The sequence below is a fragment of the Novipirellula galeiformis genome (assembly GCF_007860095.1).
GTDB lineage: Bacteria > Planctomycetota > Planctomycetia > Pirellulales > Pirellulaceae > Novipirellula > Novipirellula galeiformis.
Window position 1 is genome coordinate 55,830 of sequence record NZ_SJPT01000006.1, and the last position, 15,922, is coordinate 71,751.

General features: G+C 57.1%; 11 protein-coding genes. 4 read left to right on the forward strand and 7 right to left on the reverse strand.

The window, feature by feature from the left end:
* The first annotated feature begins 211 nt into the window (after nt 1–211).
* On the forward strand, nt 212–469 hold the full coding sequence (locus tag Pla52o_RS16900; RefSeq protein WP_146595808.1) for a GlsB/YeaQ/YmgE family stress response membrane protein: 258 nt from the start codon (nt 212–214) through the stop codon (nt 467–469).
* 247 nt (nt 470–716) lie between these two features.
* Nucleotides 717–1,049: a cupin domain-containing protein gene (locus Pla52o_RS16905; protein ID WP_146595809.1), complete on the forward strand. Its 333-nt coding sequence runs from the start codon at nt 717–719 to the stop codon at nt 1,047–1,049.
* A 145-nt stretch (nt 1,050–1,194) separates the two neighbouring features.
* Here Pla52o_RS16905 and Pla52o_RS16910 read toward each other — a convergent pair whose 3' ends face one another.
* On the reverse strand, nt 1,195–3,321 hold the full coding sequence (locus Pla52o_RS16910) for a neutral/alkaline non-lysosomal ceramidase N-terminal domain-containing protein (RefSeq protein ID WP_146595810.1): 2,127 nt from the start codon (nt 3,319–3,321) through the stop codon (nt 1,195–1,197).
* 195 nt (nt 3,322–3,516) lie between these two features.
* On the reverse strand, nt 3,517–3,687 hold the full coding sequence (locus Pla52o_RS26985) for a hypothetical protein (protein ID WP_197169304.1): 171 nt from the start codon (nt 3,685–3,687) through the stop codon (nt 3,517–3,519).
* On the opposite strand from Pla52o_RS26985, the gene tgt reads away from it, so the two are divergent.
* Nucleotides 3,686–4,810, forward strand: coding sequence for a tRNA guanosine(34) transglycosylase Tgt (gene tgt, locus Pla52o_RS16915; RefSeq protein WP_146595811.1), 1,125 nt, complete (start codon nt 3,686–3,688; stop codon nt 4,808–4,810). The two genes, Pla52o_RS26985 and tgt, sit on opposite strands and share 2 nt — an antisense overlap.
* On the opposite strand, the gene Pla52o_RS16920 is transcribed toward tgt, so the two are convergent.
* From Pla52o_RS16920 to Pla52o_RS16930, 3 genes are all read right to left on the reverse strand, one after another.
* A complete protein-coding gene (locus Pla52o_RS16920) occupies nt 4,807–6,276 on the reverse strand; it encodes a hypothetical protein (protein ID WP_146595812.1) in 1,470 nt (489 codons plus the stop codon). The genes tgt and Pla52o_RS16920 overlap by 4 nt on opposite strands.
* 146 nt (nt 6,277–6,422) lie before the next feature.
* Nucleotides 6,423–6,755 (reverse strand): hypothetical protein, encoded by a 333-nt coding sequence (locus Pla52o_RS16925; RefSeq protein WP_146595813.1) that lies wholly within the window; start codon nt 6,753–6,755, stop codon nt 6,423–6,425.
* 558 nt (nt 6,756–7,313) lie between these two features.
* On the reverse strand, nt 7,314–10,679 hold the full coding sequence (locus Pla52o_RS16930; protein ID WP_146595814.1) for a PVC-type heme-binding CxxCH protein: 3,366 nt from the start codon (nt 10,677–10,679) through the stop codon (nt 7,314–7,316).
* 157 nt (nt 10,680–10,836) lie between these two features.
* Between Pla52o_RS16930 and Pla52o_RS16935 the strand changes: the two genes are divergently transcribed.
* Nucleotides 10,837–11,373, forward strand: coding sequence for a hypothetical protein (locus tag Pla52o_RS16935; RefSeq protein ID WP_146595815.1), 537 nt, complete (start codon nt 10,837–10,839; stop codon nt 11,371–11,373).
* Nucleotides 11,374–11,526: 153 nt separating this feature from the next.
* On the opposite strand, the gene Pla52o_RS16940 is transcribed toward Pla52o_RS16935, so the two are convergent.
* Both Pla52o_RS16940 and Pla52o_RS16945 read right to left on the reverse strand, forming a co-directional pair.
* Nucleotides 11,527–12,609 (reverse strand): acyl-CoA dehydrogenase family protein, encoded by a 1,083-nt coding sequence (locus tag Pla52o_RS16940; RefSeq protein WP_146595816.1) that lies wholly within the window; start codon nt 12,607–12,609, stop codon nt 11,527–11,529.
* A gap of 113 nt (nt 12,610–12,722) precedes the next feature.
* Nucleotides 12,723–15,812 (reverse strand): [protein-PII] uridylyltransferase family protein, encoded by a 3,090-nt coding sequence (locus tag Pla52o_RS16945; protein ID WP_197169305.1) that lies wholly within the window; start codon nt 15,810–15,812, stop codon nt 12,723–12,725.
* Between the last annotated feature and the right edge of the window lie 110 nt (nt 15,813–15,922).

Here is a 15,922-nt window from a genome sequence, read left to right on the forward strand (position 1 = left end):
GTGGCGAACGGGGATGGTAGCAACTAAAGCCGCTCAACCGGCGTGGAACCAGCGACGATGTCCGCAGGACCGCACTCGCAGGACCGCACTCACAGATCTCCGCAAACTTGCTCAGATGGCACATGATTCGCATCTCCGTTACCTGTGGGAACCCTCCACCTTTGCGGGAACCCTCGTCGTTTGAGGACCATTCGTTTTAGGATCGGAAAAAATGCTAATCTCAATTCTCGGTTGGATGCTCGCTGGATTGGTGATCGGAGCGATCGCTCGCTTGCTCATCCCTGGACGCCAAGAGCTGGGCCTGTTTCGCACGATGGTGCTTGGGATCGTCGGTTCGTTTGTGGGCGGGTTTGTCGGTTACTTATTTTCCGGCGGATCTCCGCTGCAATCCGCCGGCTGGATCGGCTCCATTATCGGTGCCGTCGCCGTGCTGGCGTTCGCCCTGCGTCGGGATCGAATTTCGACTTAGGCGAGCCTCGCATCCGAGCGTGGCGAAGGGGGCCGACCGCGCCGCAAGGGCCCGACCGCGCCGCAAGGGCCCGACCGCGTTACACGGGTTCACGCGTCATACGGGTTCAACCGCGCCGCACGGGTTCAACCGCCCCGCAAGGTGCGGGCGATCCCATAATCGCCACGGGCACGTCCTTTGCCTGAACTGAAACGGGGCAACGCGGCTTGCGTTTCCGTCTCCCCATTATTGAAACGAAACGACTGCGATGGATATCCCCCAAATTCACTCCACTTCGGACGCCGACATCGGATCGATGGGGCAAACCTATTTGGTGACAGGGAAACAAGTCGCCTTGCGTCATTGGCGTGAAGCCCCTGGCGAGTTCTCCGAGTCGCATTGTCGCGATTATGAAACGGTGGGCTACTTGTTAAGCGGCGTGATCGAATTGGAGCTCGATGGAGGAAGGGCCACGCTTCACTCTGGCGATTCTTGGCTCGTTCCCTGTGGCGCGCCTCATCGCTATCGCGTCGTGGAATCGGTCGTTGCCATCGAAGCGACCAGCCCACCGGCACGATTCGGTGGACGTGACGCATGTTAAAATGCGGGGTCGCCGGCCACGCCTAGCGCGTCCCTCTTGAAGCGACGCGATTGGTCGCAGGAGGCAATGCCTCGCAATTTCACCTAGCCCAGCCTGTTGAGGGGCCCCAGGCTAGGCGAATTGCAGAGGCTATGGCTCAGCACACTTATTTCGCCGCGATCGGTTTCATCTCGTCGGCAGTAAGGGCTCGATCGAAAATCGCGATTTCATCGAGACGTCCTTCCCAATTCGAGTCGTTATCACTGCGTCCACCGAAGAAGATCGAGTCGACGCCGCCAGCGAGATTGGCGAGCGAATCGCTTTGCAATTCCGCTTCTTCGTTGCCATTCAAATAGACTCGCACTTTCGAACCTTCGCGAACGAGCACAAGGTGGTTCCAGGTCCAACGTTCGATCGGAGTCGTGCCGAAGACGGGCTCGTTGCCGGTTCCCTGTTGAAACATCAAACGTCCTTGATGGTCTCCCACGCCTGCGACGCCAAGATGCTCACCGGCCGAGGTGATGCTGTGGGCGTGGTCGCGTGAGAACAGCCAACCAGCGGTCTCACGCGCCTCGACGGGCATCCCGTTCCAGAACCACATCGAGACGCTGTAGCCATCCTTCAAGCCGCTGATTCGCGATCGCATCCGGCCGCCAGCGAAATGAGCGCTGCGATTGGGGTCCATGTCATTGGTAAACGCAGACGAGTGGGGTCCGGCCAAGAAAAAGACAACGCCGGGTTCGTAGATACCATCGCGTTGGTGTCCGCTGATGTCCCGCGCGACCGGGGCTTCCATTTCATCGAGGCGCCAATAGCCCAACGGCGCGGCTTCCAACATCGCGGTGCATGCCGGTCCTTGAGGTTGCATGTGAGGGCGTCGTGCTTTGCCGCTCACTTCTTCGAGCAATCGCATTCCGGCTGCGATAATCTTCGGCTCGGCTTGCGCTTCGAGACCCGCCGAACGAGCCGCAAAGGTGTTATAGCCACCCAACGGATGTTGTTCGGGCGGCGGGATATAGCCGTCCGCTCCATTGGCCAATTCGATCACCATCGTTTTCTCGAGCGGACTTTGACGTTTCAGCTTCAATCCGGAGAGGGCATAGGTTTCATTCGGAGTCGTGGCGATTGCGATCTCACCAATCCGGATGGCTTGGACCACGACATCGGTGGATTGCAGTTCATGCAACAGCACCTGTTCACGTGCGTAGACCTCGGTGATTGTCTTGGGCATGCGTCCCTCCATCGATTCGACGATCCGCTGGCCCCATTCGAGCCGTTGTTGATCGGGGACGCGGTAGGGCAAATGCAACCGAGACTCAGCCATGGCAATCGAATCGGCATTTTCGAATTCGATGGTGTCGAACGTCTCGGTCGCAATCTTCAACAAGCCCTCGGTGTACGACTCAATCGTCGAGTAGGCACTGTGATCGGTTTGCGTGTAATCGCGTCGCCAGATATCACCGCTGCAACCATGTGACATCGCAGCGACGACGTTCTTTGCATCGGGATGTTTAGTTTTGATGTAGTCCTGCAAGCCGTTGGCAAACAAGCCAAAGTAATCCGCGCTGATCGGTGAATCGCCAAAGTAGTGCATCGAAAAATTCGACAACACGGCGATCGGCACGCCCGCGTGGGATTCGAAGGCAATCAGCGAGAGTTGAGGATCTTCGGGGCCCGATTCACCGGTGACATCGTCGGGGTTCCGTCCGGCGTGCATATTGGCACGGATGGTGGGATTACCAAACGGGTCGGTATCCACGCGATCGGGGCGACGAATCCAACGTCGCAGCGCAGTGAACTCAGGCGCTTGGGCGGTCCCCCAGCCGACACGGGCGGGTTGTAGATTGCTTTCCGCCGCGACGATCGCTTCGACAATCCCCTCGCGCAACAGCGGAACGTAGGCCAGATCGACATCGCTGCCGAGCAGCCCCATCGATGAAGGCGCGGTGTGCGTGTGCGTCGCCGAAATCATGATGTGATCTGGCTTGAGCTTGCTGCGTTTGGCGGCGCGATGTTTGGCGTCATCTAACAGCATCGTGGGGATCATGCAACTATCGACGACGACCATCGCGATCGATTCGGTACCGTCGCTGATCACGATGGCACGAGCGTTGACGGGCGTTTTGATTTTCTGACCGGAACTAGCGGTCATGTTCCCGTTGACGATCACGGGGAACTCGTTCGGAGAAATATTCACAATCGCCGCTCCGACTTGCAGGTCGGCCAGTGCGGTTGAGTTCAATAAAGGAATTGAGGAAAGCGTGACCATCGTCACGAGACAGAATCGAAACATGGAATCCCTATGGATTGGGGGAAGGTAATCAAGAGTGAGGAGTGGTTTGCGTTGCTCGTCGCAGCGACCTCAGGGGGGAGTGATCGACCATCATAATGGATTGCAAAACATAGTGGGGCCTTCGTAGTCCCACTCGCGACAAGATTCTCGGCTGGCTCACCTTTCCACATCCCCTTGGGTTTGTCAAAACAGGGGCTAAATGATCGCGTGATCGAGTGCGACATTACGGTCGATCACGGGCCCCGAACGGATCACGGGTCCCCAACGGATCACGGGTCCCAAACGGGTCGAACCGTCGTCATCAGTCTGGCGCCCCCTCGGTCGTTCGCCATTCACGTCCGCCGCAGCCCATCGAGCGTCCTTCATGAGCCAATTTTCCTACCAACTGCTTTCTCAAGATCTCGAAACCGGGGCGCGGCGGGGCGTGTTTTCGACGCCGCACGGAACCGTCCAAACGCCCGCGTTCATGCCCGTGGGGACCCAAGGGACCGTCAAAGGGGTGACGATTGATCAAGTCGCCGCGACTGGGGCCGAAATGATCCTGGGGAACACCTATCACTTGGCCCTGCGGCCGGGCCACGAAACGGTGCGTCGGCTCGGCGGGCTGCATGGGATGACGTTGTGGGAAGGCCCCATTTTGACCGACAGCGGTGGGTTCCAAATTTTCAGTCTCGAGTCGATCCGCGAAATCACCGAACAACAGGCCACGTTTCGAAGCCACATCGATGGTTCGATCGTCCAGTTGACTCCCGAACACAGCATCGAGATCCAAGAGTCACTCGGTAGCGATGTTGCGATGGTGCTCGATCATGTGGTGGCGTTGCCCGCGCCGCGTTCGACCGTGGTCGATGCGATGGAGCGTTCGATCCGTTGGGCCGGCCGCTGTTTGAACGCGGCGACGCGTGACGATCAAGCTCGCTTTGCGATCGTCCAGGGAGGCTTGGAGGCGGAACTACGCATCCAATGTGCGAAAGAGTTAGCGACGATGGATTTCGAAGGCTTCGCCGTGGGCGGCCTTAGTGTCGGCGAGGCGCCATCGGAAATGTACCGCATCACCGCAGCCACTTGCCCGCATCTGCCCGCCGACAAGCCCCGTTATTTGATGGGAGTCGGGCGGCCAATCGATTTGTTGGAGAGCATTGCTCGCGGGATCGATCTTTTCGATTGTGTGATGCCGACCCGAAACGGTCGCAATGCGATGGCGTTCACCGACCGTGGGAACGTCAAAATTCGCAACGCGACCTACCGCGAAGACACCCGTCCCCTCGAAGAACATTGTCCCTGTTTGGCGTGTCGTCACAGCCTCGGCTACCTGCGGCACTTGTTCGTGGCCAAAGAGATGTTGGGACCGATTCTATTGACGATCCATAACTTGACGTATTACCAACGGGTGATGTCCGAGGCGCGAGCGGCGATCGAAAACAACACGTTTGCGCAATACGTCCGCGAAAAGAAAGCGGGCTGGGGCATGGTCGACGAGCTGCCTTAACGCGGTGCCCGGCGATCAACGATCTGGGCACTGGGAGCAACCGAGGCGACATCGACCGATCCGCTTTGGTCGCTTTCGCGTCGTCCGCTACGTTGCAAATAATCGCTCCAGCGGCGTCCCTTTCGTGATTCCGTCGGTCCCGGTGCGATCAAGAACACCGCCCCGAGTCCAAACAACAATCCTGCGGACGCCGACCCCAATGTGACCAAGGTTCCACCGGGGCCGACCGGTTTATCGGAGACTTGGGGAGGGCCAAGCTCCGCAACCAAGTTGGTCGACAACGCCGCAGCGCGACTGGCTTGGGCATCCGCAAGCGCCCGCTCGGCTTCTTCTAACAGGGTCGTTCGATGGCGTACTTCGGCGTCGACGTTGGCATAGTCCGTTCGCGCCGCAGCGAGCGCGTCGAGGCGAACGGTTAGTTGTTCTTTGCGTTCTTCCAATCGTGCCACGCGTGCTTTTTCCAGCTTCAATGTCGGCTGCATGGCTTGCACTGCCCCCCGCGCCTCCTCTTGCATGCGGCTACGAATTTGAGCTTCGGTTGCTTTGGCATTCCGCAGTGCGGGATGTTCCGCGGTACGGTTCGCCGCAAGTTCGCTGCTTCGGATTTGTGCGTCCACCAAGCCATCCTTCAATCGCAACAGCGAAGGTTGAAGCGATAACAAATCGCTGCCACTGGCGAGCAGGTGATCGGGGTTCTCCGATCCCGCGACCAAAAGTGCCTCCAACGAATGCAGTTTTTGTAGGTCGAGTTCCGCGACTTGTAGCTCGCGGACGGTTTCCTCGAGCGTTCGCCGGTTGGTACCGTCCCCGGCAATCGCATCGTTGAGGTTTCGCAGTTCACCGAGATCGGCTGCAAATTTGACTTCGTACACTCGCATTCGCGAGGCGGCCGCGTCCAAATTGTGCTGGGCCAAGTTTCGTGCGTGTGTCAATTCAGCAATCACGCTGTCGGCTCGCACTTGGCGAATGGTCCTCAAGTGCAACGTCAAGTTATCAAACAACGCTTTACAAAATTCGACGGCGCGTTGTTGGTCTTTTGCTTTGACTTGCAAATACACCATTTCCGTGCTGCCAAACTCGGATCCCTGGGGAGCGAGCAAGTTGACGGCGTCCTTGGCAATCGCGTCGACCACTTTGGTCGTGGGCCAAGCGGTGTCGCTGGTTCCCGATGGAGGGCCGATTTGGCGCAACGCTCCGGCAACCACCTCGGGATTTTGAGTCATTTCAAGAATCGTTTCTTGTGCCGACTTCAACTCCGTTTGGCTGTTAAATCGTCCCGATCGATCGAGCGAAGTGGAAGCTTCGTTTCGCACGACCAAAGGTTGTCGTGCCGAATAGACGTCGCTACTAAACAAGGCGACACAGACGCCAAAAAAGGCGAATAAAACGGTAGCCCCCATCCACAAGGGAGCGAACACGACCAGAACGTTGCGAACGTGTTTCCACGGAATCGGAGCAGCTGACATAACGAGTCTCAACGTGAAAGTTTTTAAACACTACTTAAAAACTTAGGTCTCAATTAATGCCACGATGAAAAAACGAGTGCAAAAAGAGCAAACATCCAGCAGAGATTCGCGACCGCATGACCGCGTGAGGGACGATTCCCACGCGACTAGGCCAACGCCGGTTGGTCCGTGTAGAGATCGAGCAATTGGCTTTGCACCTTCACCGCGCGAAGCAAGATCCACAATTGATCGGGGGTAAAGGAAATCGGCCCGCTGTTACACAATTGTTCCAATTCATCGGCGACCGCGGCATGTTGATCCGCCGCGGCTTCGAGACGAAAACTTGCATTCTTCCAAGCTCGCATCAACGATGCTTCTTCGGCCAACTCTCGAGTATCCGTGGTTTGGGTCAAGATCAACAGACTCAACCGCGCCACCTCCGCAGGAGGCAATTCGGGGTGAATGGCATTAATTCGCTGGGCGAGTTCGTGACAAGTCATGAGAGATTAATTTCTGTCCAAACGGCTTGAAGTTGAACGCACGGTCCACCTCAACGTTTGGTCAAGGAATGGGCTTGACGATGATTACACGGCAATTCGATCGCTCCTTGCACCCTCGAACACCACGGCCCCCCGACGTGCTCGTTACAACAGAACGAATTACAAAACCCTAGGTCACGTTCGTACACGAAGCAAGAAATTTTCAAAAACGGGTCTTCGATCCTATCCCAATAGGGATTGAGGAGATTAGCCGTAGGTTAGCGAAGCGCCCGCTGCGCAATGCGAGAGTGCAAAATCGCTTTCGCCCCTGACGGGGGCGTCGCCCGGTTGTCTGCGACCCTTTCTGGGGCAATCCAGAGGTTGGCTTAGGTTTTCCGGTCGAGTTCGCTACCCTCAAACCACCCGCTAATTGCTGAAATCCCGCTCGGCATTGGGCTCAAAAAAGAAGTGGTGGATAAAGCACGGCCAAGGGCTCGGCCCCTTTGTTAGGCGCACGCGCTGGATGCGAACAATCGGTCGGGCCGTGTGCTCTACTCAATCTCTAATGACTCGTGGTCTCTAATGCCCCGCCGCGGCCGGAGACTTATCTTTCAGGCTCGCTAGATAGGCGACCAGATCACGTAGCTCGCGTGCGGAGAGCTGTTTAATCAAGTCGGCGGGCATCGCAGATTTCCCTGAACGACGGGCGACGATTTGCGTTTGATCGATTCGTTTCAAGACGCCATCGCTTTGGATGACTTCGATCACCTCATCGCTTTCCGATTTCACGATGCCCGTGACCACTTGCCCGTCTTCGTCCGCAATCACTGCGGTTTCAAAGCCTTTGGCAATCGCGGCATTAGGTAAACAAATCGACTCAAGCAAATAGCGTGCATCTTTGTCGCTACCAATCGTCGTCAGATTGGGGCCGACCTCGCCTCCGGTGCGATCGACTTTGTGGCATCGCACACACGACAACTCGGTCTTGGCAAAGAGTCGTTTTCCCTTGGCGACGTTGCCACCGTGGAGCGACAACAACCATTTGCCAAGCGGATCGTTTTCCGCAAGCGACGTTTGAAACTGCTTTAAATTCGCTGCCACCGTATCGGGCAACTTGCCCTGGGCGAGCAACGACTCGGCAGCCTCGACCACATTCAATTGCACTTCGGGCTGGAGCGTCCCCGCTAAATAGCTCTGGAGCGCAGCTTGAATCGCTTCGCTGGCACGCGGATCGGTCGATTGTGCCAACGTGTCCCAGGCAATGCGTTGGAGCGACGCGTTGCGGCTTTGCGTGGCGGCAATCATCACTTCGATCGAAGCGGCAAGGTCATGCTCGGCGAGCACTCGCAGCGCTGCTTCGGCGAGCGCGTCGGCGGGCACTAAACGGGTCTCTTTGGCCAGTTTGACCGCATTGGCAGGATCGAGTTTGGCTAAACCACGCAGCGCCGATGCGCGAGCTCGAGCCGCTTGATTGGCATCATTAACACGCGTCACCAAGGCAGGTGCAATTTTCTTGACCCCCAGCTTCGAAGCGACCTCGATCGCTTTTTCGCGAACGTTTTCGCTGGACATCATCAACGTATCGATATGGGCATCCAACGCGGCGACGGGATCCGTTGCGGCCCGTTCCCCTAACGGACGAATGTCGTTGAGCACACGGTCGCGAGGGTCCGATTGGTCCCATTTCATTAGCACATCGAGGGCCTCTAATCGCATCGCTTCGGGTGAGGTCAACCGCGAGGCAAACTTGGCTAACGCGGTTGCTGACGCGGCCGTCCCGAGCTGATAATTGGCGTTGATCACGCGTCGCAGCAGCGGCAAATTCGCCGATGGTTTTTCGATCAATGCCGCCAACGAACCGAGCGCCACCGGGATCGGTTCGTCATGAATCGCACGCGCCGCTTCTAAGGCCACCAACGTGCTTTCATCCGCTAAAAACTTGCTGACTTCGCCGCTCTTGATCCGCCGTAGGGCCACGACGGCACTTCGCCGCAGCGACTCATTTTCATGCTTGTGCAACTTCATAATCGACTCAGCCGAGCACGCACTCGTGAAAAAGACTTGGCCGGCATGCCGCAACACCGCATCTTGATTATTATTTTCAAGCATCATTTGGATCACCGCAGGCATGGCGGATGACGCCTTCAATTTTGCCAACGCCATGGCCGCAAAATAACGCACGCGAGGAGATTCATCGGCTAACAAGGGGCTCAGCTCTGGTACCGATTCTTGGTCACCTCGTTCGCCCAACACCTTCACAACCGCACCGCGAAGAACCGGATCGGTATCCGCCAGCAACGGCCGAAGCGCCGCCACGACCTCGGCTCTTTGGTCGTTGTTGACCCGCGCGATCTGGTCACTTCCCCAGATCGCATGCAGGCGTGCGAGCATCGTTTGTTTGGCATCCGTCGCAATCCCCAGCAACGACGCGGTATCGACGCGGCGGGCGAGTTCCCATTGCGCTTCGAGTCGAATCCGTTGATCGAGATGACTCAAATCGAGGACCAAGTTCTGCGGGGTTCGTTGGGACCAATCGCTTGCCAGCACAGCGGAGACTTCGCGGACGATTTCGGAGTCGTGATGCTCTGGATCGGTCACGCGATAGATTCGGCCTTTCCCGGTACCACTCCATCCATCGACCCAATCGCTGACGTAGATTGCTCCATCGGGGCCGAAGGCAACGTCCGTTGCCAGCACCGACCAGACGGGGTTGGCCGGTTCGGTCAATTTGTAGGACGCCCCTTGGCGGTTCAACTTGAACGAGCGCACCCCGCTGAGGCCCGACGAACCCACAAAGTCACAAACCAGAAACGAGTCCTTCAGTTCGTCGCCAAATCCGGTGCCGGGATAGTACGCCAAACCGCTCGGTCCATCGGTAAAATTGGCGATCGCGGGAACGATATAGGCGGCTTGCTCGGGATGCAACGGTTCCCATAAACGGTCCTCGTTGTAAGGACCGCGCGTGGGCAAATATTGGTAATACATCCGCCATCCGTAGTCGCCTTTCTCGAGCAAATGAAAGACTTTGGCTTTGTCGCCACTGTCGCTGTTGTTGTCGACGGTGAACCAATCGCCAAGTTCATTGAAGGCCAACTCCTGGGGGTTGCGTAGACCGCTACAGAAAACCTCCAACCCGCTGCCGTCGGGCTCACAGCGGAACACAGCCCCCTCGGCCGGATTAGCAAGTACTTTTCCATCCCCCGTGGTGACGTGATAACCGCGGTCACCGATCGAAAAATAGATGCGTCCATCGGGCCCCATCACCAATCCGTGTAGGTCGTGGCCGCGAAAGGCCACGCGCACCCCGTAGCCATCGGACAAGGCGACGCGTTGATCCGACACGCCGTCGTTGTCGTCGTCGGTCAGCTTCCAAAGACGTGGAATGCAGGTATAGAAGACCTCGTTGCCACGGACCAAAACGCCCGCTCCGGTCCCTTCCTCCAAATGATTAAAGCCGCTAGCAAAAAGATCACTGCGATCGGCTCGACCGTCGCCGTTGGAATCGACCAACCGTCGAATCCGATCATCGTGTTGAGCATAGGTGATCGCCGCATCACCCAGCAGCGAGCGGTGATAGTTGATCCGATCTTGGACCGTTTTGGCCGACAAATCGGCTAATACCCACTCGTCGTTGTGGCTTCGATTATCGGTCACCCCTCGATCTTGTCGAAACGATTCGCACAGAAACAATCTGCCCTGATGATCGATATCAAACGAGACCACATTGGCAACCAACGGTTCCGCCGCAAATAAATCGATCGTCCAACCCTGCTTGACTGCGATCCCCTGCATCGATTGAGCGGCTTCGTCCGAAGCTTCGGCCACTTCCGGCTCAAGGGGTTGGGTCGCGGTTGCTTCCAAGGCATTGACGATCGGATTCAGACCCAAGCCGATGACACACCCGAAGATCGCAAGCAGTGAGATTGAATATTTAAACGATTTCAAGGCGGTCTCATTCAAGCAGAAAGTGTAGGATGGATTCCCGATAGACCTAAGATAGCCGGATCGACCCAAACCTGGCAACATTTACGGGCCATTTGTTTCGGAAAACCACCAGCGATTCCCCCATTTTTGCTGCATTTCGGAGGTGCGAGTCAACGCGATGAAAGACGATTCGAGCGAGACACAACGCACCCCGAACGGGGATCAAATCGGTCGAGCGGGGGTGTCAACAAACGACTCCGCTAGCGATGCAAATCGAATCGTGATCGCAGCGTTGGTGACGCAAGATTCCACGGACTCTCCCGACTCGACTCATTCGGCCCCAACGGCTCAACCGGCTGCGTCCACGAACTCGGTGGGGGGAACGGCATCGTCAGGAGAGCAGCAAATCCGTGTGGGTTCGCCGTTTGCAACCGAGCCCGAACCGAATCCGCAGGCGGTTCAGGCCGAAGATATCTATTTCCAAGCGACACCGCTCCGCTACACCTCGATCGGTGCGGTGGTCGCGGCGACGATGGTCGTATTCTTCGCGGTAGCCGCGACCGCTTGGTTTCCCGTTGGGGGGACGATGATCGCGGGACTGGGGTGTCTGCTCAGCATCCTCGGGCTGTACTCGCACTTACGCGTCCCGGCTGCCGGTTTGTTAGCCGTGCATCTCGTCTTGTTTGTCACCAGCTATAGCCGGATCCTCGCTTGAGGTGAGGGCTTCGTTTGCCGCGTTTCGAAGTGGCATGTCTTCCACCCCTCGAAGCGTGAACGAGTACATTGCTGGGAAAACGAGTGCATTGCCGGGAAAAACAGCAAACTCGCAACTTCAAAACGGACGCATCGGGGTTGGGGAACCCCCGGCTCAGTCTTGAATTCCCGCCAATTCGCACAGGTAGGCTTGAGTGACCGGTTGCGGACAACTCCAGACCAGAAAAAACAGCGCTTCGCGACACCACTTGCCGACGGGGTGCCCTTGGACGTAGCCCGCCCCTTTGGCCGCAGTCAATGCGGCTTGAGTGGATCGCAGTGCCATGCGGTTTGCTCGCCCTCGAAGTTCCGCCGCATCACAGCTCGTGTCGCCTGATGCCGCGTGAATCAAGTCGTTTGCAAGCAACTTCACCTCGGATTGCATCTCGTTAGCCACGCTTTGCAATTCAGGCCGCTTGTTGGCTTCGCCGGCAAGAAAGTCCACGGCGGCGGTCGAGAGCCCGATTGCCAGGGTCGATGTTTGCAGCCCCCCCGTACCGGCTCCGCTGCCCGTCCGCATCACATTTTCGATCGGTCCGGCAATCAACATGGAGGCATCGATTTGAACCTGATCAAAGACAAGTTTATCAGTACAGCTGGCCGATAACGCGACCAATTCGGTGCCGGGAAAAGGATCAACACCGGGTAGCGATCGCGGGACGGCGGCCAACAATTCTCGGCCATCGTCCAAGCTCGCTCCGACCACGTAGACATCCCCGTGCGGGACTCCCGTCACCCAAGGCGACATGCCGTTGAGCACAAAGCCGTCTGCATTCTCGGTCGCCAATAAAACGGGTTTCGCGAGGTGCCGTCGACTCGTCGTCAAATGGCTGATCCCGACTGTCCCAAAGGCCTCTCCGGCGACCAATTTTTCCAGCCACCGCGAGGCTGGCGTTGGATTCTCGCTGCCAGCAATCCGCCGCATCGCGCCCACCAATTGGGTGATCACAAAGGTGGTCGTTAAATCGGCTGCCGACAATTGTAGGTAGCCGCGAGTTTGATCCTCATCACTCCACCCCAAACCGCCCGATGACGGCGGCAAGAACCAGCGGTAGACGCCTGCATCGGCGCACGCGCGGAGCGCTTCGGCGGGCCAATCGGACACGCCATTCCAGCGCAGCGACCACTGGCGTAGCGTCTCGCACAGTTGATGCATCGACTTGTCACTCGGCGAGCAGATCAAGGAAGAGGTTGGCATCGACGTTGGCAATCAAGTGGGAGGAGAAGCGGGTACAGGTCAACAAACTCACGAATGGGCAAACTTACGAACTGCAAACTCACAAATCGGCAGAATCACGTGGGACTCAACGTTTACGGACGGGCCAAAATTTGATTGAACAGTCGGCGGTTCCGCTGACGCGTTTGGCTACATGCCGCTTGAATCATCTTGGGATCCTTCTCGTGCATCAGAAAGGCTAGATTTTCCATCGCAGCATCCTGTTCGGGCAGCGCGTGCCGCTGAGGTGTTTTCATCAATCGCAAATTGATTTCGACTCCGCGAAGGGTTTGGTAGCCGGCGATCAACTGCAGCGCTTCGTGTTGGGGAAGATGGCCTGCGGCGGCCAGTCGTTCCAGCGAAATCGTCGTGTTGGAGTGTACAATTTTTGGCGATTCAGCGGCATGTTTTAGGGTCAACATCTGGGCGACAAACTCCACATCGACCGTCCCTCCTTCACCTCGTTTTAGATTATCGGGGGTCGCGGTTTCTTGGATTCGCTGGCGAATCTGTTGGATCTCACTCACCATTTCCGGCTGCCATGGCGACTGAGTCAACAAACTCGCGATGGCCGAATCAAAACGTCGACGACTGGGTCGCGATCCAGAGATCGCACGTGCTTTACAGATCGCCAACCATTGCCAAAGGGGCGCGTGACGCTGCTCAAAGCGGTTGAGAAAGTCTACCGTTGAAACGGCAAAAACGCCTTCTTCTCCGCTCGGCCGTAGGCGTCCATCGAGTTCATACAATCGCCCCTTAGGACCGGGCGCATTGACGCGTTGGATCACTCGTTGGGCGAGTTGATTAAAGAAACTGCGGTTGGTCGTCGTCGATCGCGGCCCCCCAACGCGGCGGCACGTTTCACCATCGGCGGAATAGAGGAAGACCACATCGAGGTCGCTGTGATAGTTAGGTTCACGTCCTCCCAATTTGCCAAGGGCAACCGCAATCATCTCGGCCTTTTCCCCTTCGCTGTTCACCGGATCCCCGTACTGAGCCGCTAACCGCTCCTGTTCAAATTCGATCACACGGCGGAGACACGCTTCGGCCGTGTCACCGATCGCTTGTTGAGTGGAGGCCAACGATTCTTTGCCAAGAATGTTACGTACCCCAATCGTCAAATGAGCGCTTTGCTTGAAGCTATGCAAGATCGGGTCGATCTCTTGGGCGCCGCGACACAGTTCAATCGATTGGCTGTCGAGTCGTTCTGCGGACGGTAAACGATCCATCAACAGCGAATCAATCAACTCATCGATCATCCCTGGATTTTCAGTCAAGATCTCAACGAGGTACGGTGCCGCCGCCCCCAAACGCACCATCAATTGCATCGTGGGACGATTGGTGCCCAGCAATTCCCACAACGTCGCCTTGGCCCCAATCGAATCGGCAACACGCGTTAATGACGCAAGCGTTTGGTCGGGGTGAGGGGTGAGCGAAATTTCGGCGAGCAGCGCAGGAACCAGCTGTGCGAAAAAATGGCGGCAGCGGTGCGGTGACAGAAACGGAACCGATTCGCGGCTCAGCGCGATCAAATCCTCGAACGCTCGCGGTGGATCCGATAAACCGTGTTGAGACAAGACGTGCTCGATCGTCTCGGCGTTGGGATCGGGATCGAGCATCAGTTCGGTTTCCACAGCGACCGACGAACCATCATCGGGCGCATCGAGCATCAAGTGGTTGATCATGCGACTATTGACGTCGAAGACTTCGTCCAATTGTTTGCGGAAACGATCGGCGTCCCCCTGTTTAGACTTGGCGTCACGGATTCCCAATTGCCACGCAATCCGCTGAGTCGAATCGCGGTCACCGGGGACTTGATTGTCAAGGCGTTCGAACATCACCGCGAGTTGATGTTGCAGACGACATAATCGCGCATGATTCTCGGATAACAGCGCCGCCTCTTGATGGGTGACGCATCCCGAGCGTTCCAGCGCGATCAACGCATCATAGGTGTTCGCTTTGCGGACATCGGGCAAGCGATCGCCATGCAGCAGTTGCAGAAATTGGATCGTCCGCTGGATATCGCGTCGGCCCCCAGGTGCTTGCAAGACATTACACGCTCGCTGGCCCGCGTCTTCCTCACCGGCGGCGGTGGTGGACGATTCGGTTGACGAAACCGTACGACGTTCCAACTTATGCCGCAGCGTCCGTATTTCGGCTAAATCCGAACGGCTGATGAAACGTCGAAAGATCCACGGCTGCAATCGATCGAGGAACGCGTCCCCCAGCTCCCGAGAACCGGCAACCACGCGTGCTTTGATAAACCCGAGCCGCTGCCAAATGCGCCCCGAGGTTTCAAACACACGCACCGCTTCAAAGGAACTACAGATCCGGGTCCCGGTTTCATACTTGGGGCTTTGACGAAGATCGATATTAAAACCTTCGTCAAAGCGATCCTCCGTCCGCAGCAATCGGATGAACTCAGTGACCAACAGGTCATAGAATTCGCGATGCGTCACATTCCACGGATCGATCCGGTCATAAAGAAAGATCAAATTCAACGAGTCACCATAGCTCATCTCTTCGGCACCGAAGCTGCCGAGTGCAATCAGGGTGACTTGGGGTGTATTTCCGCTCGGCAACACTGGCGTGTCACGGATCGTGTCGAGATAGCGAATCAGAAAATCGAGACTCGCTTGGACAACCGCATCGGTCACATACGTCAATTGGCGTCCCACTTTTTCGGGGACCATCGAGCGCACGAACTCGCCATAAATAATCCGGCTCGTGTGGCGGACCAAAAAGTCACGAATCCGCTGGGAAGCTTGCTCGAAATCGGTAATCTCACTCAAACTCGCCCGCAACTCTTCCACCAACCGCGAGCGATCGAGCGGTTGCCCATCCTGCGCGCAAAGGGTCTCGAAGGCATGCGGGTCGGCGATCAAACGCTCTCGCAACGTGGGGCTGGTGGCCAAGAGTTGCAGCAGTGCCGGGAGCGTTCTGGGATCGTTTTTAAATAACGCGAGTAACGTTTCAGCAGTCGTGGCCGACGCGATCATCCGCGCCAACCACTCCAGCATCGCATCGGGATTGTCCAGCTGAGGAAATTGCTCAATCAATTGCTCTCGCAACGCGGCAAGTAAATCGCCCGCAACCCCGCTTTGCCAAATCTGGTGGGCGTGTTGGCGTGCGACTTCGGGGGCTGCGAAGGTCGGTGAAGCAATCCACTCGAATTGATCTTGCATAGCTGGATTGGAATGGGGAGCGGCGTCCATGAGAGTGACGACCATCGGGCAGCAAGATGGAGGAACGCCGGGGGAAGGCATTGAAAATTCACGACAAGCGGATTTGCCGC

What these genes read in the sequence shown, in the direction of transcription:
- Pla52o_RS16920 (WP_146595812.1), bottom strand. Translation starts at nt 6,276, where the DNA reads ATGTCAGCTGCTCCGATTCCGTGGAAACACGTTCGCAACGTTCTGGTC.
- Pla52o_RS16945 (WP_197169305.1), bottom strand. Translation starts at nt 15,812, where the DNA reads ATGCAAGATCAATTCGAGTGGATTGCTTCACCGACCTTCGCAGCCCCC.
- Pla52o_RS16940 (WP_146595816.1), bottom strand. Translation starts at nt 12,609, where the DNA reads ATGCCAACCTCTTCCTTGATCTGCTCGCCGAGTGACAAGTCGATGCAT.
- Pla52o_RS16900 (WP_146595808.1), top strand. Translation starts at nt 212, where the DNA reads ATGCTAATCTCAATTCTCGGTTGGATGCTCGCTGGATTGGTGATCGGA.
- Pla52o_RS16925 (WP_146595813.1), bottom strand. Translation starts at nt 6,755, where the DNA reads ATGACTTGTCACGAACTCGCCCAGCGAATTAATGCCATTCACCCCGAA.
- tgt (WP_146595811.1), top strand. Translation starts at nt 3,686, where the DNA reads ATGAGCCAATTTTCCTACCAACTGCTTTCTCAAGATCTCGAAACCGGG.
- Pla52o_RS26985 (WP_197169304.1), bottom strand. Translation starts at nt 3,687, where the DNA reads ATGAAGGACGCTCGATGGGCTGCGGCGGACGTGAATGGCGAACGACCG.
- Pla52o_RS16905 (WP_146595809.1), top strand. Translation starts at nt 717, where the DNA reads ATGGATATCCCCCAAATTCACTCCACTTCGGACGCCGACATCGGATCG.
- Pla52o_RS16935 (WP_146595815.1), top strand. Translation starts at nt 10,837, where the DNA reads ATGAAAGACGATTCGAGCGAGACACAACGCACCCCGAACGGGGATCAA.
- Pla52o_RS16910 (WP_146595810.1), bottom strand. Translation starts at nt 3,321, where the DNA reads ATGTTTCGATTCTGTCTCGTGACGATGGTCACGCTTTCCTCAATTCCT.